The sequence below is a fragment of the Pedococcus sp. P5_B7 genome, from assembly GCF_054049895.1.
The window spans coordinates 1,261,729-1,286,230 of the sequence record NZ_JBFULM010000002.1; the positions used below are offsets into that span (position 1 = coordinate 1,261,729).

The 24,502-nt window shown below is 71.7% G+C and carries 26 protein-coding genes; 6 read left to right on the top strand and 20 right to left on the bottom strand.

Annotation, left to right across the window (positions count from 1 at the left end; all coding sequences use genetic code 11):
* Window positions 1–2: 2 nt before the first annotated feature.
* Entirely contained in the window at window positions 3–947 is a 945-nt protein-coding gene (ligD, locus tag ACXJKD_RS08925) for a non-homologous end-joining DNA ligase (protein ID WP_457254127.1), read from the top strand.
* Window positions 940–1,821, top strand: a complete 882-nt coding sequence (gene ligD, locus ACXJKD_RS08930) for a non-homologous end-joining DNA ligase (protein ID WP_457254128.1) — start codon at window positions 940–942, stop codon at window positions 1,819–1,821. Before ligD (ACXJKD_RS08925) ends, ligD (ACXJKD_RS08930) begins: the two co-directional genes overlap by 8 nt.
* Here the strand turns inward: ligD (ACXJKD_RS08930) and ACXJKD_RS08935 are convergent.
* The 9 genes from ACXJKD_RS08935 to ACXJKD_RS08975 all read right to left on the bottom strand — a co-directional run bounded on the left by ACXJKD_RS08935 (window position 1,818) and on the right by ACXJKD_RS08975 (window position 9,491).
* Window positions 1,818–2,255, bottom strand: coding sequence for a (2Fe-2S)-binding protein (locus ACXJKD_RS08935; protein ID WP_457254129.1), 438 nt, complete (start codon window positions 2,253–2,255; stop codon window positions 1,818–1,820). The genes ligD (ACXJKD_RS08930) and ACXJKD_RS08935 overlap by 4 nt on opposite strands.
* Window positions 2,256–2,431: 176 nt before the next feature.
* Window positions 2,432–2,764, bottom strand: a complete 333-nt coding sequence (locus tag ACXJKD_RS08940) for a histone-like nucleoid-structuring protein Lsr2 (RefSeq protein WP_056924386.1) — start codon at window positions 2,762–2,764, stop codon at window positions 2,432–2,434.
* A 77-nt stretch (window positions 2,765–2,841) separates the two neighbouring features.
* Entirely contained in the window at window positions 2,842–3,042 is a 201-nt protein-coding gene (locus ACXJKD_RS08945) for a hypothetical protein (RefSeq protein ID WP_457254130.1), read from the bottom strand.
* Entirely contained in the window at window positions 3,039–4,496 is a 1,458-nt protein-coding gene (lysS, locus tag ACXJKD_RS08950) for a lysine--tRNA ligase (protein ID WP_457254175.1), read from the bottom strand. The genes ACXJKD_RS08945 and lysS overlap by 4 nt, the downstream gene beginning before the upstream one ends.
* A 133-nt stretch (window positions 4,497–4,629) precedes the next feature.
* Window positions 4,630–5,508 carry a carboxylating nicotinate-nucleotide diphosphorylase gene (nadC, locus tag ACXJKD_RS08955; protein WP_457254131.1) on the bottom strand — a complete coding sequence of 293 codons (879 nt, stop codon included), beginning with the start codon at window positions 5,506–5,508 and terminating at the stop codon, window positions 4,630–4,632.
* Window positions 5,505–7,205 (bottom strand): L-aspartate oxidase, encoded by a 1,701-nt coding sequence (locus ACXJKD_RS08960; RefSeq protein WP_457254132.1) that lies wholly within the window; start codon window positions 7,203–7,205, stop codon window positions 5,505–5,507. The genes nadC and ACXJKD_RS08960 overlap by 4 nt, the downstream gene beginning before the upstream one ends.
* On the bottom strand, window positions 7,198–7,623 hold the full coding sequence (panD, locus tag ACXJKD_RS08965; protein ID WP_457254133.1) for an aspartate 1-decarboxylase: 426 nt from the start codon (window positions 7,621–7,623) through the stop codon (window positions 7,198–7,200). The genes ACXJKD_RS08960 and panD overlap by 8 nt, the downstream gene beginning before the upstream one ends.
* A 2-nt stretch (window positions 7,624–7,625) precedes the next feature.
* On the bottom strand, window positions 7,626–8,576 hold the full coding sequence (gene panC / locus ACXJKD_RS08970) for a pantoate--beta-alanine ligase (protein WP_457254176.1): 951 nt from the start codon (window positions 8,574–8,576) through the stop codon (window positions 7,626–7,628).
* An 18-nt stretch (window positions 8,577–8,594) separates the two neighbouring features.
* On the bottom strand, window positions 8,595–9,491 hold the full coding sequence (locus tag ACXJKD_RS08975) for a Rossmann-like and DUF2520 domain-containing protein (RefSeq protein ID WP_457254134.1): 897 nt from the start codon (window positions 9,489–9,491) through the stop codon (window positions 8,595–8,597).
* 84 nt (window positions 9,492–9,575) lie between these two features.
* On the opposite strand from ACXJKD_RS08975, the gene ACXJKD_RS08980 reads away from it, so the two are divergent.
* The 3 genes from ACXJKD_RS08980 to ACXJKD_RS08990 all read left to right on the top strand — a co-directional run bounded on the left by ACXJKD_RS08980 (window position 9,576) and on the right by ACXJKD_RS08990 (window position 12,491).
* The gene (locus ACXJKD_RS08980; RefSeq protein ID WP_457254135.1) at window positions 9,576–10,520 is read left to right on the top strand and encodes an SAM-dependent methyltransferase; all 945 of its coding nucleotides are present in this window, start codon (window positions 9,576–9,578) and stop codon (window positions 10,518–10,520) included.
* Window positions 10,521–10,674: 154 nt separating this feature from the next.
* Complete coding sequence (locus tag ACXJKD_RS08985) at window positions 10,675–11,253, top strand: hypothetical protein (protein WP_457254137.1); 579 nt, start codon at window positions 10,675–10,677, stop codon at window positions 11,251–11,253.
* A gap of 104 nt (window positions 11,254–11,357) precedes the next feature.
* Window positions 11,358–12,491 carry an NADH-quinone oxidoreductase subunit D gene (locus ACXJKD_RS08990; RefSeq protein ID WP_457254177.1) on the top strand — a complete coding sequence of 378 codons (1,134 nt, stop codon included), beginning with the start codon at window positions 11,358–11,360 and terminating at the stop codon, window positions 12,489–12,491.
* 3 nt (window positions 12,492–12,494) lie between these two features.
* On the opposite strand, the gene ACXJKD_RS08995 is transcribed toward ACXJKD_RS08990, so the two are convergent.
* The 10 genes from ACXJKD_RS08995 to ACXJKD_RS09040 form a co-directional block, all read right to left on the bottom strand.
* Window positions 12,495–12,977, bottom strand: a complete 483-nt coding sequence (locus ACXJKD_RS08995) for a DUF3180 domain-containing protein (RefSeq protein WP_457254138.1) — start codon at window positions 12,975–12,977, stop codon at window positions 12,495–12,497.
* Window positions 12,974–13,858 carry a 2-amino-4-hydroxy-6-hydroxymethyldihydropteridine diphosphokinase gene (folK, locus tag ACXJKD_RS09000; protein WP_457254139.1) on the bottom strand — a complete coding sequence of 295 codons (885 nt, stop codon included), beginning with the start codon at window positions 13,856–13,858 and terminating at the stop codon, window positions 12,974–12,976. The genes ACXJKD_RS08995 and folK overlap by 4 nt, the downstream gene beginning before the upstream one ends.
* Before the next feature lie 28 nt (window positions 13,859–13,886).
* Window positions 13,887–14,708, bottom strand: a complete 822-nt coding sequence (gene folP / locus ACXJKD_RS09005) for a dihydropteroate synthase (protein ID WP_457254178.1) — start codon at window positions 14,706–14,708, stop codon at window positions 13,887–13,889.
* A 65-nt stretch (window positions 14,709–14,773) separates the two neighbouring features.
* Window positions 14,774–16,495 carry a phosphatidylglycerol lysyltransferase domain-containing protein gene (locus ACXJKD_RS09010; RefSeq protein WP_457254140.1) on the bottom strand — a complete coding sequence of 574 codons (1,722 nt, stop codon included), beginning with the start codon at window positions 16,493–16,495 and terminating at the stop codon, window positions 14,774–14,776.
* The gene (gene folE / locus ACXJKD_RS09015) at window positions 16,492–17,085 is read right to left on the bottom strand and encodes a GTP cyclohydrolase I FolE (protein ID WP_457254141.1); all 594 of its coding nucleotides are present in this window, start codon (window positions 17,083–17,085) and stop codon (window positions 16,492–16,494) included. Before folE ends, ACXJKD_RS09010 begins: the two co-directional genes overlap by 4 nt.
* A complete protein-coding gene (gene ftsH / locus ACXJKD_RS09020; protein WP_457254142.1) occupies window positions 17,075–19,171 on the bottom strand; it encodes an ATP-dependent zinc metalloprotease FtsH in 2,097 nt (698 codons plus the stop codon). Before ftsH ends, folE begins: the two co-directional genes overlap by 11 nt.
* A 155-nt stretch (window positions 19,172–19,326) precedes the next feature.
* A complete protein-coding gene (hpt, locus tag ACXJKD_RS09025) occupies window positions 19,327–19,878 on the bottom strand; it encodes a hypoxanthine phosphoribosyltransferase (protein WP_457254143.1) in 552 nt (183 codons plus the stop codon).
* Between the two features lie 38 nt (window positions 19,879–19,916).
* Window positions 19,917–20,897, bottom strand: a complete 981-nt coding sequence (gene tilS / locus ACXJKD_RS09030; RefSeq protein WP_457254144.1) for a tRNA lysidine(34) synthetase TilS — start codon at window positions 20,895–20,897, stop codon at window positions 19,917–19,919.
* Between the two features lie 4 nt (window positions 20,898–20,901).
* Window positions 20,902–21,975 (bottom strand): zinc-dependent metalloprotease, encoded by a 1,074-nt coding sequence (locus ACXJKD_RS09035; RefSeq protein WP_457254145.1) that lies wholly within the window; start codon window positions 21,973–21,975, stop codon window positions 20,902–20,904.
* 14 nt (window positions 21,976–21,989) lie between these two features.
* Complete coding sequence (locus tag ACXJKD_RS09040) at window positions 21,990–23,429, bottom strand: D-alanyl-D-alanine carboxypeptidase/D-alanyl-D-alanine-endopeptidase (RefSeq protein ID WP_457254146.1); 1,440 nt, start codon at window positions 23,427–23,429, stop codon at window positions 21,990–21,992.
* 110 nt (window positions 23,430–23,539) lie between these two features.
* Between ACXJKD_RS09040 and ACXJKD_RS09045 the strand changes: the two genes are divergently transcribed.
* On the top strand, window positions 23,540–24,097 hold the full coding sequence (locus ACXJKD_RS09045) for an inorganic diphosphatase (RefSeq protein WP_344129279.1): 558 nt from the start codon (window positions 23,540–23,542) through the stop codon (window positions 24,095–24,097).
* Window positions 24,098–24,188: 91 nt separating this feature from the next.
* On the opposite strand, the gene ACXJKD_RS09050 is transcribed toward ACXJKD_RS09045, so the two are convergent.
* A partial coding sequence (locus ACXJKD_RS09050) for a hypothetical protein (RefSeq protein ID WP_457254147.1) occupies window positions 24,189–24,502 on the bottom strand: 314 nt, incomplete at its 5' end.

Genomic DNA, 24,502 nt, shown 5'->3' on the forward strand with positions numbered 1-24,502 from the left:
CCATGCGCCCCATGCTGGCCAGTCCCACCACCGTCATTCCCGACGGCGACGAGTGGCTGCACGAGGTGAAGTGGGACGGCATGCGTGTCCTTGCCGACGTCCACGACGGGGTGCTGACGCTGACCTCGCGGATCGGCAACGACGTGACGGTGAGCTTCCCGGAGCTGCTGCCGCTCGCCGAGACCTACGACGACATGCTCCTCGACGGCGAGGTGGTGGCCCTCGACGGCGGCCGGCCCTCGTTCGGGGCGCTCGCCGATCGGATGCACGTGCGGGACCGGCGCAAGGCCGAACGGCTGTCGGCCGTGCGACCCGTCACCCTGATGGTCTTCGACCTGTTGCGGCTCTATGGCTCCGACCTCACTGCCCAGCCGCTGTCGGCGCGGCGGGAGCTGCTGGAGCGGCTCGACCTCGCCGGCCGGCACTGGCAGGTGCCGCCGGTCTACGACGACGGCCGGGAGCTCTTCGCCGCCACTCTCGAGCAGGGGCTGGAGGGGGTGGTGAGCAAGCGCCGGTCGGCTCCGTACCTGCCCGGGCGGCGCTCGGCCGACTGGCTCAAGTCGCCGCACCGGACAGCGATCTCCGCGGTGGTGGGCGGCTGGCGGGCCGAGAAGACCAACGACTCCGGGCGGCTCGGCGCGGTGCTGCTGGGCGTGCCCGACGGCGCCGGGGGGTGGCGGTTCGCCGGCCGGATGGGCAGCGGGATCGCAGGACGGGCGGCGGTGCAGCTCGCCGAGGCACTCGCTCCGCACACCAGGGCCGACTCACCCTTCAGCGACGAGGTGCCGCGACTCGACCGCGTCGGCGCGACCTGGGTCGACCCCGTCGTCGTCGTGGAGGCGCGCACCCTCGAGGTGACGCGCGACGGGCGGCTGCGCCAGCCGGCATACCTCGGCCTGCGCGCCGACCTGACGCCCGAGGACCTCCAGGAGGTGGACGGTGCCTGAGCGCTACGTCCCGCAGGCGACCCGCGTCGAGGTCGCGGGACGCACGCTCAAGCTCACCAGCCTCGACAAGCTGATGTACCCGTCGACGGAGACCACCAAGGGCGAGCTGCTCAACTACTACGCGCAGGTCGCCGACGTGCTGCTCCCCCACCTCGCCGACCGGGCCCTGACCCGCGTGCGCTGGCCGCACGGCACCGGCGACCAGAGCTTCTTCGAGAAGAACCTGCCGTCCGGGGCGCCGTCCTGGCTCCCCCGGGTGAAGATCGACGACGTCACCTACCCGATGGTCGAGGACCTCGCGCAGCTGACCTACCTCATCAACCTCAACTCCATCGAGCTGCACATCCCGCAGTGGCGGGTGCTCGACGGGAAGCGGCAGCACCCCGACCGGCTCGTCATCGACCTCGACCCGGGTGCGCCGGCGGGGCTCAAGGAGTGCGCCCAGGTCGCCCTCATGGTGCGCGACCGACTCGGCGCGCTGGGCCTCGACCTCTACCCGGTCACCAGTGGCAGCAAGGGGATGCAGCTCTACGCGGGACTGCCCGGCGACCTCACCTCCGACCAGACCCGTGACCTTGCGCAGCAGCTGGCGCAGGAGCTCACCAAGAAGAACCCCGACCTCATCGTCTGGAAGATGACCAAGTCCCTGCGCCCCGGGAAGATCTTCCTCGACTGGAGCCAGAACGTCGCCGCCAAGACGACCGTGTGCCCCTACTCCCTGCGCGGCAAGGAGACCCCGACCGTGGCCGCCCCCCGGTCGTGGGACGAGGTCGAGGCCGGCGCGGAGGGGAAGAAGTTCGAGCAGCTGATGTTCGACGAGGTCCTCGACCGCCTCGAGTCCGACGGCGACCTCCTGGCCGACCTGCTCGCCTAGCTGGCCAGCCGCGGGCAGCCGGAGCACTCGTGCACGCCCGGCAGCACGTAGATGAAGCAGCACGACCCACGCTCCGGAGGGCGTTGCCCGCTGGCCCGGGCGAGGGTCATCGCCCACACGTCGTCGACCATCGCGCGTCGGGTGTGCTCGCCGAGCTTCACCGTCGAGTGGTAGCCGAGCGCGAGCTCGACCGCGTCGGCGCGGTATGCCGCCTGCGCGGCTTCCAGCCGAGCGGCCAGCGGCGCGACCGTCGCCCGCGACCGCTCGTACCGGGCCTCCACGGGGTAGAGCTGGCTCGGCTGCAGCTCGAAGCTCAGCCCCGCCTCGAAGGGGTGCACGACCGCGGAGTCGTGCCTGGCCGCGTGCACGCCGGTCTCGGCAGCCGCCTCGAGGGTCCACTGCAACACGAAGGCGGAGGGCATCGACTCAGGCACGACCGCGGCATACTGACGAGCCGTCGAGCTGCTCAGCCGCTCGCGCCACGGCTGCAGTGCGTCGATTCCGGCGCGCTGCTTTTCGACAATGTCGCGCCAGCTCCAGGAAAGTACCGGATCTCCTGCTCCGCCCGGACGTGCCGGCGAACCCTCAGGAACATGGGTGACCTGCAGGGTCAGTGCGCCTTGTCGTAGGCGGCCTGGACCTCGGCGGAAATGCGGCCGCGGTCGCTGACCTGGTGACCGTTGGAACGGGCCCATTCACGGACATCGGCGAGGTCGCGCTTCCCGGTGCCACGGCTGGCTGCGGCCGGACGGCCGGCGGGACGGCGACCGGCGGCGCGGCGGGCGTGACCGACGTACTGCGCCAACGAATCACGCAGGGCGGCGGCGTTCTTCGCGTTGAGGTCGATCTCGTACGAGACACCGTCGAGGGCGAAGGTCACGGTCTCGTCGGCCTCGGAACCGTCGAGGTCGTCCTCGAGCACGATGTTGACTCGCTGGGCCATCTGGAATCCTTTCCCGCGGACATTCTGTCGAGCCAAAACTATCGGGTCGCACGGTAAAGGGGAAATGACGCCCAATGCTATTTGTCGGCGCCCTTTTTGTCGCTGCCCTTTGAATTGTCCACCACGGGTGGATTTTCCGGGTGCGCCGCATCCCATTGCGAATGTGCGAGGCGTTCTTTGCGGTCGCCTTCGATCATGTTCTTGATGACGAGCCAGAAGAGGAAGCCGACGCCGGCCGACGGGATCAGCGCGGCGACGTAGGGCCAGACGCCACTCATCGGGACACCTCGGGCTTCAGGTGGGGGAACAGGATCGTCTCGCGGATGCTCGCGTCGGTGAACAGCATGACGAGCCGGTCGACCCCGAACCCGAGGCCACCCATCGGGGGCGCGCCGTACTCCAGCGCGCGCAGGAAGTCCTCGTCGAGCTGCATCGCCTCGGGGTCCCCACCGGCCGCCTTCACCGACTGGGCGGTGAGCACCTCGCGCTGCACCACCGGGTCGACGAGCTCGGAGAACCCGGTGCCCCGCTCCACGCCGCCGATGATGAGGTCCCAGGCCTCGATCAGGCCGGGCTCGCTGCGGTGCGGGCGCGCGAGGGGCTGGGCGATGGCGGGGTAGTCGCACAGGAAGGTGGGCTGCAGCAGACCGGGCTCGACCAGCTCGCCGAGCAGCTCGAGGAAGACCTTGTCCTTGTCCCACGCGGGGTCGATGGCGACGTCGTGCTTCGCGGCATACCCGCGCAGGGTCTCGACGTCCGTGTCGATGGTGACGACCTCGCCCACCGCCTCGGACACGCCCTGGTAGACCGGCAGCCAGCGCCACTCGCCGTCGAGGTCGACCGTGCCCGCTGCGGTCTCGACCTGACGGGAGCCGAGCGCGTCGGCCACGCCGAGGAAGACGTCTCGCATGAGGGTCGCGATCGTCGTCTGGTCGCCGTACGCCTGGTAGGCCTCGAGCATCGTGAACTCGGGGCTGTGGGTCGCGTCGACACCCTCGTTGCGGAAGATCCGCCCCATCTCGTAGACCCGGTCGACGCCGCCGACCACGGCCTTCTTCAGGTTGAGCTCCAACGCGATCCGCAGGGTCATCTCCTGGTCGAACGCGTTCATGTGGGTGCGGAACGGCCGGGCCGCCGCGCCACCGTGCACGAGCTGGATGATCGGCGTCTCGACCTCGAGGTAGCCCTGCGACTCCAGCACCCCGCGGATCGCCGAGAGGGCAGCAGCCTTGGTGCGCACCATGTCGCGCGCCTCCTGGCGCACGATGAGGTCGGCGTAGCGCTGCCGGACCCGCGACTCCTCGGACAGGTCCTTGTGCAGCACCGGGAGCGGGCGCAGCGCCTTCGACGCCATCTCCCACCGCGTGGCCATCACCGACAGCTCGCCACGACGCGACGAGATGACCCGTCCCTCGACGAAGACGTGGTCCCCGAGGTCGACGGTCGACTTCCACTCGGCGAGCGCGTCCTCGCCCACCTCGGCGAGGCTGAGCATCACCTGGAGCCGGGTGCCGATCCCCTCCTGGAGGGTCGCGAACGCGAGCTTGCCGGTGTTGCGGATGAAGATCACGCGACCGGCGACAGCCACGACGTCCTGCGTCTCCTCGCCGGTCTCGAGGTGGCCCCACTGCTCGCGGACCGCAGCGAGGGTGTGGGTGCGGGGCACCGTCACCGGGAACGCCTGCTTCCCCTCGGCCAGCAACCGGTCGCGCTTGTCGCGACGCACCTGCATCTGCTCGGGCAGGTCGGTGTCGATCACGGTGTCGGGCTGGGCCACCTCGGCGGAGGTGGTGCTCTCGGGGGGCTGGCTCACCCGCAAAGGGTACCGACCGGCCTACCGGGCCCCGCGCCCAGCCGGGGTCAGGTCAGTCGACGAGGTCGAGGGCGAGGTCGAGGATCGGCGAGGAGTGCGTGAGCCCGCCGACCGACAGGTAGTCGACCCCGGTCTCGGCGTAGGCGCGGGCCACGTCGAGGGTCAGCCCACCCGTCGCCTCCAGCTCGACGTCCTGACCGGTCGCTCGCACGGCCGCCACGGTCTCGCGCAGCAGGTCGACGGACATGTTGTCGCACAACAGGAACCGCGCCCCGACCGCCACCGACTCGAGCGCCTCCTGCGTCGAGGTGACCTCGACCTGGATGGGGACGTCGGGGAACCTCGCCCGCACCGCGGCATACGCCTTGCTCAGCGAGCCGGCGGCCAGCTTGTGGTTGTCCTTGATCATGGCCACGTCGTAGAGGCCCATCCGCTTGTTGGTGCCTCCACCCGCGCGGACCGCGTACTTCTCCAGCGCCCGCAGCCCGGGCGTCGTCTTGCGGGTGTCGAGGACGGTGGCGCCGGTGCCCTCCAGGCGCTGCGCCCAGGCATGGGTGTGCGTCGCGATGCCCGACAGACGACACACGAGGTTGAGCATGGTGCGCTCGCCGACGAGCGTGACCTGCGTCGAGCCCTCCAGCACCGCGACGACGTCACCCTTCGCGACGACGTCGCCGTCGGCTCGCACGGCCGTGACCTGCAGCGGCTCTGCGCCGATCCGTCGGGCCACCTGGTCGAAGACCATGGCGACCAGCGGTATGCCGGCCAGTGCGCCACCCTCGCGCGCGACCACGTGCGCCGTGCTCACCTGCTCGACGGGGATCGTCGCGGTCGTCGTGACATCCACCCCGTCCGGTCCGCCGAGGTCCTCGTCGAGGGCGGTGCCGATGACTGCGAGCGCGTCGGTCTCGGGGAAAGCCAGGTCGGTCACGTCAGGTCCTGTTCGGCGACCGGTTCGAAGGTCGTGGTGACGCGGGTGTCGGCGCCACGGACGAGCAGGGTGTGCCCACGCCACTGCGGGTCGGCCTGCTCGGTGTGGTCGCTGCGGACGTGCCCGCCACGCGTCTCCTCGCGCAGCGACGCGGCCAGGGTCAGCACCTGGCCGATGTGCAGGAGGTTGGTCGTCTCCCACGACTGCGGTCCGGGCTCGTTGGACGTGGCCGCGAGGGCCAGGTCGCGCAGGGCGGCGGCGGTGGCGGCGAGGGAGTTCGCGGAACGCACCGCGCCGGCGCCCTCGGTCATGGTCGCCTGCACCTGTACGCGCGCGGAGCCGTCGAGCAGCGCCGCGTCACCGCTCGGCGCGGTCGGGGCCGACTGCGGGAGCTCGCCCAGCGCCAGGCGTTCGCTGATGTCGTCGGCGATGCGGTGGGCGAAGACCAGTCCCTCGAGCAGGGAGTTGGAGGCGAGCCGGTTGGCGCCGTGGACCCCGGTGCACGACACCTCGCCGCACGCGTAGAGGCCGTCGAGCGAGGACCGGCCGACGAGGTCGGTGCGCACCCCGCCACTGGCGTAGTGCTGCGCGGGGGCGACGGGGAGCAGCTCGGTGGCCGGGTCGAAACCGAGCTCGCGACAGCGCGCCACGATGGACGGGAAGCGCGCCTCCAGGAACTCGCGACCGAGGTGGCGCGCGTCGAGGAACACGTGCCGCTCCCCGGTCTGCTGCATCCGGTCGACGATGGCTCGCGAGACGACGTCCCGTGGGGCGAGGTCGGCCAGGGGGTGCCGGCCCTGCATGAAGCGCACGCCGTCGCGGTCGACGAGGAAGGCCCCTTCCCCACGCACCGCCTCCGAGATGAGCGGCTGTTGGCCGCTGGACGCCTCGCCGAGCCACAGCACGGTGGGGTGGAACTGCACGAACTCGACGTCGGCCATGATCGCGCCGGCACGCAGCGCGGCGGCCATGCCGTCACCCGTCGCGACCGAGGGGTTGGTGGTCGCCGAGTAGACCTGTCCGAGACCTCCGGTGGCCAGCACCACGGCACGCGAGGTGGCCGCCCCCACGCCGTCCATCTGGCCCTCGCCGATGACGTGCAACGTCACGCCGCAGACGCGAGAGTCCTTGTCCTGCAACAGGTCCACCACGAGGGCGTGCTCGATGACCTCGATGCCGGGGTCGTCCTGCACCTGGTGCAGGGCCGCGATGAGCGCCCGTGAGATCTCCTTGCCGGTGGCATCGCCGCCGGCGTGGGCGATCCGGTCCTTGTGGTGCCCGCCCTCCCGGGTCAGCTTGATCTCACCCTCGGCGTCGCGGTCGAACTCGGCCCCCAGTGCGACCAGCTCGCGGACCCTCGCCGGGCCCTCGTGGACGAGGGCGGTGACCGCGGCGACGTCGCAGATGCCGCAGCCCGCGACCAGCGTGTCGTGCAGGTGCTCCGCGGGCGAGTCCCCGGGGTCGAGGGCCGCGGCGATGCCGCCCTGGGCCCACTGGGTGGACCCCTCGTTGAGCACGGTCTTGGTGACGAGCAGCACCCGGTCGACCCGCTGCCGCAGCCGCAACGCGGTCGTCAGCCCGGCGATCCCGGAACCGACCACGACGACGTCGGCCGCCGTGGTCCACCCCGGGTCACCCGCGACGAGGCGCCGCGGGATCACGAGCGGGTCGGCGGCCGGCGACGGCTGGTCAGTCATGGTGGCGCCGGGTGACCGCAGAGGTCTTGAGGCCGAACCCCTCGGGCACGTCGCCGCCGTCGTGGCCGACCTCGACGATCCGGTTGTGGTCGTCGACGAAGACGACCTGCGGCTCGAAGGTGCGCGCCTCGGCGTCGTCCATCGCGGCATACGCGATGATGATGACGGTGTCTCCCGGCGAGATCAGCCGCGCTGCGGCGCCGTTGATGCACACGATCCCGCTGCCCCGCTCGCCCTCGATCGCGTAGGTCGTGAGCCGGTTGCCGTTGTCGACGTCCACGACGTCGACCTGCTCACCGGGCAGCAGCCCGGCCGCGTCCATGAGGTCGCGGTCGATCGTCAGCGAGCCGACGTAGTGCAGGTCGGCCTGGGTGACCGTCGCCCGGTGGATCTTGGCGTAGAGCATGAAGCGCTGCATCGTCAGGCCCCGGCGGAGTCGACGTCGGAGAAGACCTCGAGGGCCCCGCCGTTCGGACCCACCGAGATGGGCAGGTTGTCGATCAGCCGGGTGGTGCCCACGCGCCCGGCGACGGCCAACAGCGCCTCGCCGCGATACCACTCGGGCACGTCCTCCAACGTGTAGGGGTGCACGAGGACGAGGTAGTCGATCAGGGCCAACGGCTCGCGCACGAGGACCGTGCGGGCGGCCCTGCGGATCGCCGAGGGGCCTTCGGCTGCGGCTGCCGCGCCGGCTCGCAGCGCCCGCGAGAGGCACAGCGCGGTCTCGCGGTCGGAGTCGGTGAGGTAGGTGTTGCGGCTGCTCATGGCCAGCCCGTCCGGCTCGCGCACCGTCGGCACCGACACCACCTTCACGGGGAAGTCGATGTCGCGGACCATCCGGCGGATCAGCAGGAGCTGCTGGGCGTCCTTCTGGCCGAAGTAGGCCGAGTCGGCCCGGGTGAGGTGGAACAGCTTGGCGACCACGGTCAGCATGCCGTCGAAGTGGCCGGGACGGGCCTGGCCCTCCAGCACGTTGCCCAGCGGTCCGGCCGAGATGCGCACCCCCGGATCGCCGTCGCGGTAGATCACGTCGGGGGTCGGCGCGAAGACCAGGTCCACCCCCGCGCGACGGCAGATCTCCATGTCGGAGTCGAAGGTCCGCGGGTAGCGGGACAGGTCCTCACGGGGCCCGAACTGCAGGGGGTTGAGGAAGATCGTCACCACCACGTGGGCGGCCCGCTGCCGGGCGGTCTCGATCAGGGTCGCGTGACCCTCGTGGAGCGCGCCCATCGTCATGACGACCGCGACGTCGCCGTCGGTCAGCGCCCGCCGGGCGACGTGCAGCTCCTCGCGGGTCCTGGCGACCACCGGCTCGACCTTCCCGGAAGGTGGCAGGTCGGTGACGGTCGCGCCCGCGGGCGCGGACGGCATACCGGGCTGTTCGCTCACTTATCGCTCCTGGTCGGTGGCGAGGATGTCCAACAGGGGTTCGGCCACGTGCGGCTTGAGCCGGCCGCTGGCCAGCGCCCGCTCGGCAGTCGCCCGCGCCAGCGCGACGTAGGTCGGACGGATGTCGGGGGTGAGGCTCTGGAGTTGTCGCAGGTGCTCGGCAACGGTACCCGCATCTCCCCGCGCGACCGGCCCGGTGAGGGCAGCGTCACCTGCCCGCAGGGCGTTGTCGAGCGCGGCGGAGACCAACGGCCCGAGCACCCGCGAGGGCGACTCCACACCGGCCGCGCGCAGCGCCTGCAACGACTGGGCGATCAGGGTGACGAGGTGGTTCGCGCCGTGGGCGAGCGCCGCGTGGTAGAGCCCGCGCGCCGACTCCTCGATCCAGACGGGCTCGGCGCCGATCTCCAGGACCAGCGCCTCGGCCACCGGTCGCAGCGGCTCGGGCGCGGTCACCCCGAAGCAGCACTCGACGAGCCGGTCGAGGTCGAGACCGGTGCCGGTGAACGTCATGGCGGGGTGCAGGGCGAGTCCCAGGACGTGCTGGTCGAGCGCCGGGGCGTAGACCTCGAGCCCGTGGCGCCCGGAGGTGTGCGCGACGAGCTGGCCGGCCTGCCAGGTCCGCGTCGCCGAGAGCCCTGCGACCAGGTCGGCGAGCGCGTCGTCGGGCACGGCCAGGACCACCAGCTCGGCCTGCCGCACGACGTCCTCCGGCGCGAGCACCGGTGTCCCCGGCAGCAGGTGGGCGGCGCGGTCCCGCGACTCCTCACTGACCCCCGAGACGGCCACGACGCGGTGCCCGACGCGCTGCAGGGCCGCACCGAGGACGGCGCCGACCCGCCCGGCACCGACGACACCGACGTCAAGGCGGGCGGGACGCTCGTCGGCCGAAGTCACCGGCCCAACCTATCTCCCGAGCCGGGTGCCTGAGACGGGCCCGTGCCTCCGCCTCAGGCACACGACGCGCAATAGGTTGGGCGGGTGACCCCGGTGGCTTGGCAGGTGGCGTGGCAGGAGGCCCTCTACGGCTCCGCCGGCTTCTACCGGTCGGCGACCGGTCCGTCCGGCCACTTCAGCACCGCGACCCACGGTGGCCCCGGTGCGGTCCTGGGCGCGGCGCTCGCCCGACTGGCCCGGGAGAACGGCCTGGGCCACGTCGTCGACGTCGGCGCCGGCCGCGGCGAGCTCCTCGACCACCTGTATGCCGCGGAGCCGGCGCTGCGGCTCACCGGCGTCGACGTCGTGGCCAGGCCGGAGACGCTTGCCGCTTCCGCCGCGTGGCTCGTCGCCCCCGGCGGGCCCGACCTCCCGGACGAGCTCCGCGACCTCGACGGGGCGCTCGTGGTCGCGCACGAGTGGCTCGACGTCGTCCCGTGCCCGGTCGCCGAGGTCGACGACCGGGGCGTCCTGCGCCACCTGCTGGTCGACCCTTTGACGGGTGCCGAGTCCCCCGGCGAGCCGGTCGAGGGCGACGACCTCGGCTGGGCGACCACCCACTGGCCGACCGCCGCTCCCGGCGAGCGCGTGGAGGTCGGCCGCCCCCGCGACCTGGCCTGGGCCGACCTCGTGAGCCGGGTGACCCGCGGGGTGGTCGTCGCCGTGGACTACGGCCACCGCGGGGGCGACCGGCCCACCGCCGGCACCCTCACGGCATACCGGCGGGGGCAACAGGTCGCCCCTGTGCCGGACGGCTCGTGCGACCTCACCGCGCACGTCGCGATGGACTCCCTCGACCACGACGAGCTGGTCGACCAGCGGACCGCGCTGCGCGGCCTCGGCGTCGACGGCCGCACCCCGCCGATCGAGCTCGCGGACAGCGACCCGCACGCCTACCTGAAGGCCCTCGCCTCCGGGTCCGCGGCGGCCGCCCTCGTGGCGCCGGGCGGCTTCGGCGACTTCCTCTGGGCCGTCAAGCGCGTGGGCTGACCGCTTCCGGGTCGGCCAGGTCGAGGAAGTCGGCAGCATCGACGGTGGGCTGGGTGGGCACCTTTGCAGCCTGCCGCAGATGAGCGAGTTTTGTCAGGCGCTCCGTGGAGGGCAGACTTGAGTGTTGCTGCCCCTCGAAAGGACCCCCGTCCCCATGAAGCTCCAGCACCACCTGCGCGCGACCACCGCCGCGGGATCCCTTGCGGCCCTCGCCGCTGCCGCCCTGCTGTCGGGCTGCGGATCCGACACCCCCGGCTCCGGCGGGAACGTCACCGTGACGGTCACCCCGACCGTCACGGCGAAGGCCCCGAGCGCGACCAAGACGTCGGCCCCCACGACCCCCAAGTCCGATGTGTTGGGCCGCAACTACGACTTCGGGGTCGTCACCAAGACGGGCGAGGTCGGCGGGGTCGCGTACCTCGAGCTCGACCGCTGGACCTGGAAGAAGCTCGACGACGGCAAGCTGGCCAAGGACGGCGTCCCCACCGGACCCTTCAAGGGTGAGGTGCCGTACGAGAACCAGAACGCCAAGCTCACCTACACGATCCCCCTCGCTGACGGCGCGCGGATCCTCTACCACCACTGCATCGCGGCCGACCAGCCGCTGCAGACCAAGTCGGTCGACGCAGGGGCGCTCAAGGGTCTCGCCAACCGCGAGAACACCGTGCTGGTCCAGATCGACGACAAGGGTGCTGCGACCACGGTCCAGAACATCCCCGGCTGCCCCGGCTGAGGGACGCCCCACCCAGCCACGGGCGCTGACCGGGCGAGCCACGCGGCATACGGCAGACTGACGGGGTGACCACGACGGAAGGCCGGCGCGAGCTCACCGTCGGCATGGGCGCGGGCGGCCTGGCCACCGCCGACATGGTGCTCAACATCGGTCCGCAGCACCCCGCCACGCACGGCGTCCTGCGCCTGCGGATCGTGGTCGACGGCGAGCGCATCCTCTCCGCCGAGCCCATCGTCGGCTACATGCACCGCGGCGCCGAGAAGCTCTTCGAGGTGCGCGACTACCGCCAGATCATCGTCCTGGCCAACCGGCACGACTGGCTGTCCGCCTTCTCGTCCGAGCTCGGCGTGGTGCTCGGCGTCGAGCGGATGCTCGGCATGGAGGTCCCCGAGCGGGCAGTCTGGGCGCGGACCCTTCTGGCCGAGCTCAACCGGGTCCTCAACCACCTGATGTTCCTGGGCTCCTACCCCCTCGAGCTCGGTGCCATCACGCCGATCTTCTACGCCTTCCGCGAGCGCGAGGAGCTCCAGGCGGTCATGGAGGAGGCCTCCGGCGGGCGGATGCACTACATGTTCAACCGCGTCGGCGGCCTGAAGGAGGACCTCCCGGCCGGTTGGCTCGACCGAGTCGCGTATGCCGTGCAGGCCGTCCGCGGGCGGCTTCCCGACATCGAGGCGCTGATCGTGGGCAACGAGATCCTCGAGGCGCGCACGCGAGGGGTCGGCATCGTCACGCCGGAAATCATTGCAGCGTATGGCGTTTCGGGCCCGATCGCACGTGCCGCCGGGGTCGACATGGACCTGCGGCGCGACGAGCCGTACCTCGCGTACGGCGAGCTGTTCGCGGACGGTGGCCCCGGCCGAGTGGTGACCCGCACCGCGGGCGACTGCCTCGCCCGCCTCGAGGTGCTGCTCGAGCAGGTGCACGTCAGCCTCGACCTCGCCGAGGCCTGTCTCGACCGGTTGCGGACGCTCCCCCAGGGCCCGGTGAACGTCAAGCTGCCCAAGGTGCTGAAGGTCCCCGAGGGGGACCTCTACACCGCGACCGAGAACCCACTCGGCTTCAACGGCTACTACCTGGTCTCCCGCGGGGAGAAGACCCCGTGGCGGCTCAAGCTGCGGTCGGCGTCGTTCAACAACGTGGCGGTGCTGGCGGAGGTGCTGCCCGGCAACCTCATCGCCGACATGGTGGCGATCCTCGGCTCGATGTTCTTCGTGGTCGGCGACGTCGACAAGTAGCCGTCAGGGGCGTGGGTCGCGGTCGCGCTCCCGGTCACCGGGCGGGTCGACGCGGCACATCCGCTGGGTCAGCATCCCGGCTGCGGCGAGCACCAGGGACGCCACCGTGAGGGCGAGCAACCGCCACAGGAGGGCGCGGTAGCCGGGCAGGTCGACGTCGGCGAGGGCGTGCGCGACCTGGGCGGCATACCAGCCCAGCACGGCCGATCCGGTCAGCGCTGCCGCCTGGGCGAGCACCAGGGTGCGGGCGGCGCGGATCGGGCTGAGCGTCTTGCGGGCCTCTCCCCGCAGGAAGCGGCGCACCGGCAGGCCGGCTCCGATGACCAGGATCGCCATGGCGACGATCAGCACCGCGGAGACCCAGGAAGCCGGGCCGAGGAGGTGCCCCGCGTTGAGGTAGAACCGCCACCCGATCCAGGACACCAGGCCGACCACGAGGGCGAGCCCCACGAGCTGCGACCAGCGCAGACCCCTGCCGTCGTTCACCACGGGCCCTCCAGGAGGTCGACGTCGGGTCCGGGCCGGACGCCGGACACGTCCAGGTCGCTGACGAGGTCGGCGACCCGGCGCACCTGGCCTTCGACGCGCAGCACGGCCTCGCCGTCCGCCGCGAGCCACGGCACGAGCACGAACCCGCGCTCGTGGGCCCGGGGGTGGGGCAGCGTCAGCGTGGGGCTGTCCATCACCACGTCGGTGTCGAATACCGGGTCGCCGTACTGGATCAGGTCGAGGTCGAGGGTGCGCGGGCCCCAGTGCACCTCGCGGGTGCGGCCGTGGGCCCGCTCGATGTCGTGCAGCCCGGCCAGCAGAGACGAGGGCGCCAGGTGGGTCGTGCCCGTCACGACCGCGTTGAGGAAGACCGGCTGCTCAGGTCCGCCGACGGGGTCGGTCTCGACGGGGGCCGAGACCTCGATGATGTCGATCAGGCCGTAGAGCGAGATCGCGGCGTCGTGGAGGGTCTCGATCGAGTCGCCGATGTTGGAGCCCATTGCGATCACCACGTGGGACTGCCGCTCCCTCGTCACCCGGACCTGCACGTCGGTGAACGGATGTCCCACCGGTGCCTCTGGCTTGTGCACCACGACCTCGACCGCCTCGACAAGTGGCCGAGCCAGCACCCGGTCGGCGATGCGGGACGCCAGGGCCTCGATGAGGTCGAGCGGGTCGCCTTCGATCAGCGCCACGACGTCACCGGCCACCTCGGCGTAGTTGACGGTGTCGGCGAGGTCGTCGCTGGCACCGGCCGGCGCGAGGTCGACGTGCATGGTGACGTCGACGACGAACACCTGCCCGTCGCGTTTCTCGAAGTCGAGCACGCCGTGGTGGCCCTTGGCCGCAATGCCCTTGAGCACGATCTGGTCGGTCACTGCAGCGCCTCTGTCCTGGTTGTGGTCGTCACGGGGCGACCTCGCCGGCCGACGCCTCGGCCGAGTCGATGGCCTGGGCGACCCGCATCGCGTCGAGCGTCGACGGCACGTGGTGCACGCGCACACCCCAGGCTCCCAGCCTGGCCGCGTGCATCGACGTGGCGGCGGTGGCGATGTCACGGTCGAGCGGCGGCCGGGGGTCACGGCCCGGAGCGACGCCAAGCCGTCCGAGGAACGTCTTGCGCGACGTGCCGACGAGGAGGGGGTGCTCGAGCTCGAGGAGGCGGTCGAGGCCACGCAGCAGGGACCAGTTGTGGGCCGTCAGCTTGGCGAACCCGAACCCGGGGTCGAGCACGATCCGGCTCGGCTCGAGACCCGCCGCGACGAGCTCCCGCGCTCGCTGGGAGAGCTCGGACACCACGTCGGCGACCACGTCGTCATAGACCGCCTTGGACTGCATGTCGGCGCTGTGCCCCCGCCAGTGCATCGCGATGAACGGCGCACCGGTGCCTGCCACGACACCCACCATGTCCTCGTCGGCGAGGCCACCGCTGACGTCGTTGACGATGGCGGCACCGGCTCGGAGGGCTTGCCCCGCCACCTCAGCGCGCATCGTGTCGACCGAGACGAGCGCACCCTCCTGGGCGAGCGCCGACACGACCGGCAGCACCCGACGGAGCTCCTCGGCCACCGAGGGGCGCTCGGCCCCGGGGCGGGTCGACTCGCCGCCGACGTCGAGGACGTCAGCCCCTTGGGCCAGCAGCTCCCGGCCGTGCTCGATCGCCGCCGCCGGCTCGAACCACTGGCCGCCATCGCTGAAGGAGTCGGGGGTCACGTTGACCACGCCCATGACGACCGGGAGCCCGTCGGCGCGCTGGAGGGGCCACTCGAGGGTGCGGGCACCAGGTGCGACGGTCACGCGCCACCCCCGAGGCGACCCAGCTTCGGCCAGGTCAGGAACGCCTCGGCCTCCAGGGCCGCGAGTCCCACCCGCGGTAGGTCCGACCCCGACGGGTAGACGAGGAACCGCGGCTGCCACTGCGGCTGGAACTTGGCGTTGAACCGGTAGAGGCTCTCGATCTGCAGCCACCGCGACGCGAACAGCAGCACCCGCCGCCAGGCTCTGAGCACCGGCCCCGCCCCGAGCTTGCCGCCGCGCTCGAGCACCGAACGGAACGCCGCGAAGTTGAGCGAGACCCGCTGCACACCGAGCCCGGTAGCCGCCGCCAGGGTCTCGGTGATCATCAGCTCGTTGACGCCCGCGTCGGCCGTCGCGTCGCGACGCATGACGTCCAGGGACATCCCGTCGGAGCCCCAGGGGACGAACTGCAGGAACGCGCGCACGACCCCATCCTGCCGTGCCGCCACGAAGACGCACTCAGGATCGCCGTCCTCCAGCAGCCTGCCGAGCGCCATCGAGAACCCGCGCTCGGTGGCACTGGACCGCCAGGCCGCGGCGTCGGCCAGGGCCTTGTCCCGCACCTCGGCGGTGACGTCGCGGACGCGGCACACCTCCACGGCATACCCGGCACGCGCGACGCGGCCGACCATCTGGCGCACGTTGCGCATGGGGCGACCGGTGAGGGTGAAGGCGGAGGCGTCGACGACGGCCTCGTCGCCGAGCTCGAGCGCGGTGAAGCCGGTCTCGCGCACCCAGACGGTGCCGGCGTGCTCGGAGCAGCCGAGGACGGCGGGCGTCCAGGCGTGCGCGCGCGCCTCGGCCAGGAAGGCCTGGATGGCGCCCGGCCACGCCTCCGGGTCGCCCACGGGGTCACCGCTGGCCAGCATCACGCCCGAGACGACGCGGTAGGCGACGGCCGCCTTGCCGGACGAGGACCAGACCACCGACTTGTCCCGCCGGGTGTTGAAGTAGGCGAGCGAGTCACCGTGCAGCCCGACGAGCCGGCGCAGCGCCACCTCGTCGGCGTCGGTCAGCGCGGGCCTCGGCTCGGGTGGGCGCAGCGCGAGGTAGGCGGGCGTCAGGAGCGTCATCAGCCCGAGGCCCAGCAGCAACGACCCCACGATGTCGGCCGCCCGGTCCTGGGTGAAGACCAGCGGTCCGTCCAGCCCGACCATCCCGAGCCCGAGCTCCTGCACCAGCGCACCGAGACCCGGGAACCCGCCCACGACGTCGCGGCGGTTGAGCCACAGGACGACGCCGCCGATGACGACGGAGACGACCAGGAGCAGCACGAAGGCCCGCACCGCCCGCCACCTGGTCGACGGGTCGCCGAGCGCCCGGAACTCCGCACGGTGCCGCACGAGCAGCGCCAGTCCCACCAGGGAGATGACGGCCGAGGCTGGTTCGGTCTTGACGGCGTGCAGGACCACCGAGAGGGTCAGCAGCGCGACGGCCGCTCGCCAGGCCCGCCGCTTGCGTCGCTTGAGCGAGTGGCCGAGCACGATGAGGAAGATGCCGGAGACGACGGTGGCCGCCGCCGCCGCGTCCGAGAGGGCACCGGGGAGCAGCTCGGTGAGCCCCTGCAGGTGCACCCGCCAGGAGTGCAGCAGGCCGGTCAGCAGGTCGAGGGTGCCGACGACATAGGTGAGGCTGCCGAGCAGCCGTGGCGCCCGCGAGGCCGTGAGTATGCCGGGGAGCTTGGTGGTGTGGGGGCGCGCGAGATCGCGTCCGGTCACCGCTTGCCACCCAGGAGCAGCGCCATGGCCTCGGCCCGGGTGGCCCCGTCACGCAGCTGCCCGCGGACCGCCGAGGTGATGGTGCGGGACCCGGGCTTGCGGATGCCTCGCATCGACATGCAGAGGTGCTCGCACTCGACGATCACGATGACGCCCTGGGCGCCCAGGTGGGTGCACAGCGCATCGGCGACCTGCGTCGTGAGCCGCTCCTGCACCTGGGGCCGCCGGGCGTACATCTCCACGAGCCGGGCGATCTTCGAGAGGCCGGTGACCCGGCCGTCCTTGGCGGGGATGTAACCCACGTGGGCGACGCCGTGGAACGGCACGAGGTGGTGCTCGCACATGGAGTAGACCTCGATGTCGCGCACCAGGATCATCTCCTCGTGGTCGATCTCGAACGTCTTGGAGAGGACCTGCGCGGCGTCGAGGGACAACCCGGCGAAGAACTCGCCGTAGGCGCGGGCCACCCGGGCCGGCGTGTCGACGAGCCCATCGCGGTCGGGGTCCTCACCGATGGCGATCAGCAGCTCGCGGACCGCCGCCTCGGCACGGGCCTGGTCGACCACGTGCGTCCCGCGCTCAGTGGGCATTCGGATCGACCTGGCCACCCTCGGGGATCTCGATCACCTGAGTGGCTGGGTGCTCCTCCGGAGCCTTCACCGCGCCGGCCTCGGCAGCCTTGTCGATCGCCTCCGCGGTGGCGCGGTCGGTGCCCGCGGCCTCCAGGGGCGCCGCCGAGCCGTTCTGCGCGGCCTTCTCCGCGGGCGTGAGCACCGGGGGCTGGTCGGACAGGAAACGGGTCTCGCTCGACAACCAGGTCGGGCGCAGCGGCCGCTTGCGGATCGGGGCGAAGATCGTCGCGAGCTCCTTGGCGTTGAGGGTCTCGTGCTCGAGCAGGTCGAGGACGAGCTTGTCGAGGATGTCGCGGTTGTCGTTGATGACGTGCCACGCCTCGTCGTGCGCCGCGTCGATGAGCTTGCGCACCTCCTCGTCGACGACCCCTGCGACCTCTTCGGAGTAGTCGCGCTGGTGGCCCATGTCGCGGCCGAGGAAGACCTCACCCTGCGGCTGGCCCAGCTTGATGGCGCCGATCCGCTCGCTCATGCCGAACTCGGTGACCATCTTGCGGGCCATCCCGGTGGCCTTCTCGATGTCGTTCGAGGCGCCGGTGGTCGGGTCGTGGAAGACGACCTCCTCCGCGACGCGCCCGCCCATGGCGTAGGAGAGCTGGTCGAGGATCTCGTTGCGGGTCGTGGAGTACTTGTCGTCGGTCGGCATCACCATCGTGTAGCCGAGCGCCCGACCGCGGGGAAGGATCGTCACCTTGGTCACCGGGTCGAGGTGGTTCATCGCCGCGGCGACGATGGCGTGCCCGCCCTCGTGGTAGGCCGTGATCTTGCGCTCCTTGGCCGACATGATGCGCGTGCGCTTCTGCGGGCCGGCGATCACGCGGTCGATGGCCTCGTCGAGCGCGGCGTCGTCGATCAGCTTGCCGTCGCTGCGGGCGGTCAGCAGCGCCGCCTCGTTGAGGACGTTGGCGAGGTCGGCGCCGGTGAAGCCGGGCGTGCGCCGGGCGACGGCGAGCAGGTCGACGCCGGTGGCCATCGGCTTGCCCTGGGAGTGCACCTCGAGGATCCGGTGCCGGCCGATCATGTCGGGCGCCTCGACCGCGATCTGGCGGTCGAACCGGCCGGGGCGCAGGAGCGCCGGGTCGAGGATGTCGGGGCGGTTGGTCGCCGCGATGAGGATGACGTTGGTCTTGACGTCGAAGCCGTCCATCTCGACCAGCAGTTGGTTGAGGGTCTGCTCGCGCTCGTCGTGGCCACCGCCGAGACCGGCACCACGGTGCCGGCCGACGGCGTCGATCTCGTCGACGAAGACGATCGCGGGGGCGTTGACCTTGGCCTGCTCGAACAGGTCACGCACGCGGGAGGCACCCACACCGACGAACATCTCGACGAAGTCCGAGCCGGAGATCGAGTAGAACGGCACGCCCGCCTCGCCGGCGACGGCGCGCGCGAGCAGGGTCTTGCCGGTGCCGGGAGGGCCGTAGAGCAGGACGCCCTTGGGGATCTTGGCCCCGACGGCGAGGAACTTGGCCGGCTCGGCCAGGAACTCCTTGATCTCGTGGAGCTCCTCGACGGCCTCGTCAGCGCCCGCGACGTCGGCGAAGGTGACCTTCGGGGTGTCCTTGGTGGCGAGCTTGGCCTTGGACTTGCCGAACTGCATGACGCGGGAGCCGCCGCCCTGCATCTGCGTCATCAGGAACCAGAACAGGCCCAGCAGGATGATGATCGGCAGGAGGGAGCCGAGCAGCGAGAGCAGCGGGTTGGTGTCCTTGTTGACCTGGTTGATGCGGCCGGGCGGGGTGTTGTCCTCGAGCAGCTTGATGAAGGACGGGCCGGCAGCCTCGACGTACTGGGTGCGGACCTTGGTGGCGTTCTTGACGTTCTTGCCGTCGGAGTAGGACTCGCCCTTCTTGAGGTCGAGGTCCACCACCTCGTTGTTGGTGACGACCGCCCGCTCGACCTTCTTCTCGGTGATGAGCTGCTGCGCCGCGGAGGTGTCGATCCGCGTGTAGCCGCCGGCGTCGCTCAGGCTGAAGACCATCAGCGTGATCGCGATGACGGCGACGACCCAGAACAGGGGTGCCCGAAGGATGCGCTTGAAATCCATGTGTGTAGCGGGGCTGGGCGCCCCGTTCCTCCTGCTCGCTCACGCTCTGTGCCGTTGCCCGGCCTGGGCACGGCTCTGCCACGACGGTACTACGCAGTACCCGGGTGGTTCGTGCTGGACAACGACCCGGATGGGCCCGGTGTTCCGACTACGCCTCAGGCGTAGACGTGGGGCGCGAGGGTCCCCACTTCACGCAGGTTGCGGAACTTCTCCGCGTAGTCGAGGCCGTAGCCCACGACGAACTCGTTGGGGATGTCGAAACCGACCCATTTCACGTCGATCTCGACCTTGGCCGCCTCCGGCTTGCGCAGCAGGGTGCAGATCTCGACCGAGGCCGGGGAGCGCGACTCGAGGTTCGACCTGATCCACGACAGCGTGAGCCCGGAGTCGACGATGTCCTCGACGATCAGCACGTGCTTGCCGGTGATGTCGGTGTCGAGGTCCTTGAGGATGCGCACCACGCCGGACGACTTGGTGCCCGATCCGTAGGACGACACCGCCATCCAGTCGACGGGGGCCGTGCCTGGCAGCGCGCGCGACAGGTCGGCCATCACCATGACGGCCCCCTTGAGCACCCCCACCAGCAGGAGGTCCTTGCCGTCGTACTCCGCCCAGATCTCCGCAGCCAGCTCGTCGAGCCGGGCGAGGATCTGTTCCTCGGTGATGAGGACCTTCTCGAGATCGGCTCCCATGTGGGCAGCGTCCACGGCTCAAACTCCCTCAGTTGTCGGCTCGGGGTGCGGGGCTATTCAACCCGAGCGGGTGGGGCGATGGATACCCGGCCGTCGGAGCGAGTGGCCTGCAGCGGTCCGGGGAGGCTCACCGGCCCCTGTCCGTGCCAGTCCGTGAGCAGTGCGTCGCACGCCTCGGTATGCCGCGTGCTCACCTGTCCGGCCGGCGCCCCGGCCGCGACGGCGAGCCTGCGCCACACCCGTGTCCGCACCGGGCGCGGCAGCGCGAGCAGGTCCTTGGTCGGCCACGGCCCCGCCCCCAAGGTCGCGACCGCGTCGTCGGCGAGCGCGTCGAGGTGGTCGGCGTCCTCGCGCAGCTGGTCCGCCGTGCGGGCCAACGCCGGGGCAACCCCCGGACCCAGGTCGCGCTCGAGGTCGACCAGCGCCCGCCGGGCCCGCACCCTCGTGAACGCGGGGTCCTCGTTCATCGGGTCGTCCCACCACGTCAGTCCTTCAGCGGCACAGGACGCACGGGTCTGCTCCCTCGTCACGCCCAGGAGGGGACGTCGGAAGCGGTCGCGGGCCCGCGGCATACCGGCCAGGGAACGGGCGCCGGAGCCCCGGGTGAGGCCCAGGAGGACCTGCTCGGCCTGGTCGTCGAGCGTGTGGCCGAGGAACACCAGTCGGGCTCCATGGCGCAGGGCTGCTTCGTCGAACGCCGCGTACCGGGCGGCGCGGGCGGCTGCCTCGAGCCCGTCGTCCCCGGCGCGGACCTCGACCGGGACGGTGCCCACGGGCGCCAGCCCGAGGGCCGCGCACTGCTCACCGGCCTGGTGCGCCACGACCGTCGAGTTGCGGTCGAGGCCGTGGTCGACGACGACCGCGCCGGGGCGGACAGCGAGCTTCGGGGCCTCGAACGCCACGGCGGCGGCGAGCGCGAGCGAGTCCGCTCCCCCGCTGCAGGCCACCAGGACCAGGTCGCCGGGGTCGCACTCGCCGAGTGTCTCGCGGACGGCGAGCCTGATCGCCGCCGTCGCCGGGTGGGGGCCGGTCACGAGGTCAGCCGTGGACCCGTGCGACCCAGGCCGAGGGCGTCTCGATCTCGGTCGGCTTGGGCAGGGTCTGCGGCGACTCCCATACCCGGTTGAAGCCGTCCATGCCGACCTGGTCGACGACCGTGCGCACGAAGACGGCGCCGTCGCGGTACTGCCGCATCTTCGCCTCGAGGCCGAGCAGCCGGCGCAGCACCCGGTCGAAGGCACCGACGCCCTTGCGGCGCTCGTTGAACCGGCTGCGGATCTGCGCGACGGACGGGATCACCTGCGGACCGACCTCGTCCATGACGACGTCGGCGTGACCCTCCAGGAGGGACATCACGGCCGTGACCTGGGCCAGCTGGGCGCGCTGCTCGGGCGTCGCGATGAGGTCGGTCAGGCCCGCGCCGCCACTCTTGAGCGACTCCGGCAGCTGCTTGCCGAGTCGCGACAGGGTCTCCTGCAACGACTCCGGGTCGGGCACCATGTCGGCCGCGAGCGTGCGCACCCGCTCGATCATGTGGTCGCGCAGCCACGGCACGGCGGTGAACTGCACGCGGTGGGTCTCCTCGTGCATGCAGACCCAGAGGCGGAAGTCTGCGGGGTCCACCTTGAGCTCGCGCTCGACCTGGACGAGGTTGGGGGCGACCAGCATGAGCTGGGGCGTGCCGCCGGGGGCCAGGTCGTACTGGCCGAGGACTTTGCTCGACATGAAGGCCAGCAACGCACCCGCCTCACCGCCGGTCACCTTGCCACCGATGGCCTGCACAGTCGGGTTGGGGGCGGATTTCTGGGCGTCGACGAGCTTGCCGAACACGGGGTCCATCAACGCCGACATCGAGTCGGCGTTGAGCGAGATCCAGGTGCGGCGGTCGACGACCACGGGGCCGGGGGCGTCCCCGGGCGCGTGGAGCCGGGCGGTCTCGGCGACCGGCTGCTGGGCGGCCAGCGCGGCCGCGCGCACCGAGGCGACGACCTCGGCAGCCTCCGCACCGGTCACCTTCGGTCCGGCCGGGACGAGCCGGGCGCCGGTGGTCTTGGCGAACTGCCAGTCGACATAGCGGGTGACGTGCGGTGCTGCGGCGTCGGACACGGTCATCCCCTCACGGTAGGTCAGGGACACCCGCAGGTCGCGAGCACCGCCACGAAGCGGTCCAACGCGGCCCGTGCGTCGAGGGTTCCGACGCCGCCGGGGAGCCCGTCGGCCTGCACCACGTAGGACAGCACCCGGCCGTCGGCGTCCATCACCGTGCCGGCCATCGCGCTGGTCCCGGTGAGGGTGCCGGTCTTGGCCCGGGCGAGCCCGGCCACGGCGTGGGTGTTCTTCGCCTGGAACCGGGTGGCGAGGGTGCCGGTCAGCCCGGCGACCGGGAGCCTCGAGAGGGTGTCCTGCAGCGCGGGCACGGAGCCGTCGGCCCCGAGCTGGAGCACGTCGGACAGCACCTGGGGCGGGATCGCCTGGCCTGCGGTCAGCCCGCTGGTGTCCTTGAGCCTCACCCCGGTCAGGTCCACCCCCTCCGCCTGCACCGCCTTCCGCACGAAGGCGACCGCCGCGGCGAAGGTGGCCGCGCCCCCTTCCTTCACCGTGGCCTGACGCGCCAGGCCTTCGGTGAGGGCGTTGTCGCTCTCGTCGAGCGCCAGGGCCAGGAGGTCAGCCACGGGCGCGGACTCCACGCGCCCCAGCTCGGTGGCGCCGGCCGGTACGGGCGTCGACCAGGAGCTCTCGCGGGTCAGCGTCGCGGTGATCCCCACCTTGGCCAGCGCGGCCACGAACGCCGCACCGGTGGCCGCCTCCGGGTTCCGCGGGGCCGGGCGATAGGGAATCGCCCGCTGGCCGGCGAGGCCGAGCATGGACACGCCGCCCGTGAAGCCCGCGTTGACATCGGCCTGGCTCCAGCCGGGAGCCCACCGAGCCCCCTTGGCGTAGGTGGTGTCCAGCCGCAGCGTCACCTTCGTGGTGCCGGCGGCCTGCAACGCTGCGCCGACCTGGGCGGCGAGGTCGCCGAGCCCAGCCCGTCCCTCGACGGCGGTGGGTGAGCCCTTGCCCTTGGCGAGCATCGTGTCGCCGCCCGCCACCAGGACCACCTGGTCGGGACCTGCCCCCTGGACCACCCTCGTGGGCAGGGTCGACAGCGGGTCGAGTGTGGTCCCCACCGCCAGCGCGGTGAGCAGCTTCGCGGTCGAGGCGGGTATGCGCGGGGTGGTCGCGGCCTTGCTGAACAACGTCTGACCCGTGAACGCGTCGCGGACCACGACTCCCGGGCCCGGGCGCAACGCCGGGTCGGCGACGACCGGGGCGAGGACCGTGGCCAGCCCTGCCGGGCTCGGGATGGGGGCACTGGCCGAGGCCGGCTGGAGCGGCTGCGCGGCGTCGTCGACCGTCGGGACGGCGACGCTGGTGGGCGTCGCCGTGCCGGTCGGCGTGGGGGTGGTCTGAGCCGCCTGCGGCTGCTCCCTGGTGAGGATCCCCGGCACGACGTCGAACACGTCCAGCGCGGCGTACGCGACGGCGAGCAGCACCACCGCCAGCAGGGCGGCCAGGAATCGACGCACTCGACCCCCTCAGCGCTGGACTTGCGTCATACGGAACACTTAGCCGCGAGCCTAGGTCATAGGCGCGCGCAGCACGTCTCAGGTATGCGCACTACGGAAGGGACATCGTCGTGGAGTTCGACGTCACCATCGAGATCCCGAAGGGTCATCGCAACAAGTACGAGGTGGACCACGAGACCGGCCGGATCCGGCTGGACCGGCTGCTGTTCACCTCCACCCGCTACCCGGCTGACTACGGCTACGTCGAGGACAGCCTCGGCGAGGACAGCGACCCGCTCGACGCGTTGGTCCTGCTGGAGGAGCCCACCTTCCCCGGCTGCCTGGTCAGGGTGCGCCCGATCGGCATGTTCCACATGCGCGACGAGGCCGGCGGCGACGACAAGATCCTCTGCGTGCCGGCCGGAGACCCGCGCCAGGCCCACCTCGTCGACCTCGAGCAGGTGAGCAGCTTCGACCGCCTCGAGATCCAGCACTTCTTCGAGACCTACAAGGACCTCGAGCCCGGCAAGTCCGTCGAGGGTGCCCACTGGGCGGGCCGCGAGGAGGCCGAGCGCGTGGTGCGCGAGGCGATCCAGCGCGCCAAGGAGGCCGGCATGACGACCGCTCGCTGGCGTATGCCCGACATCTCCGCGGAGCCGATGTCCGAGGCCAAGCCCCCCACCGAGTGAACCCGCGCGCTTCGGCGCGCACGCGGCATACCCGAGCCCCCAGGCGACCTCGCGTCGTCATGGGGGCTCGGTGCGTCGCTCCTGCAGCCAGCTAGTCGTTGTCGTCCCAGGTGCGGTAGAGCTTCGGGACCAGTTCGTCGTCCGCGTCACGTTGTGGCCAGGGAGGGTCGTCGTCCTGGGGATTGTCGGTGGCGTCGATGGGCTGCACGGTGTGGAGGTGGCGGTGCCGGTGCGCGAGGTGGTCGGGGAGGATCTCGATGTCGTGCCAGCGGGCGCGTTCGCCGGTCGGTGGTTGGTATGCCGCCGCCCCGGGTGGTGCGGGCGGGTCGCCGCCCGGTGGCGCGGCGAGCTCGACGGCCGTCGGGGGTCGCACCGGCAGTCCGTGGCGGGTGGTGACGACCAGGC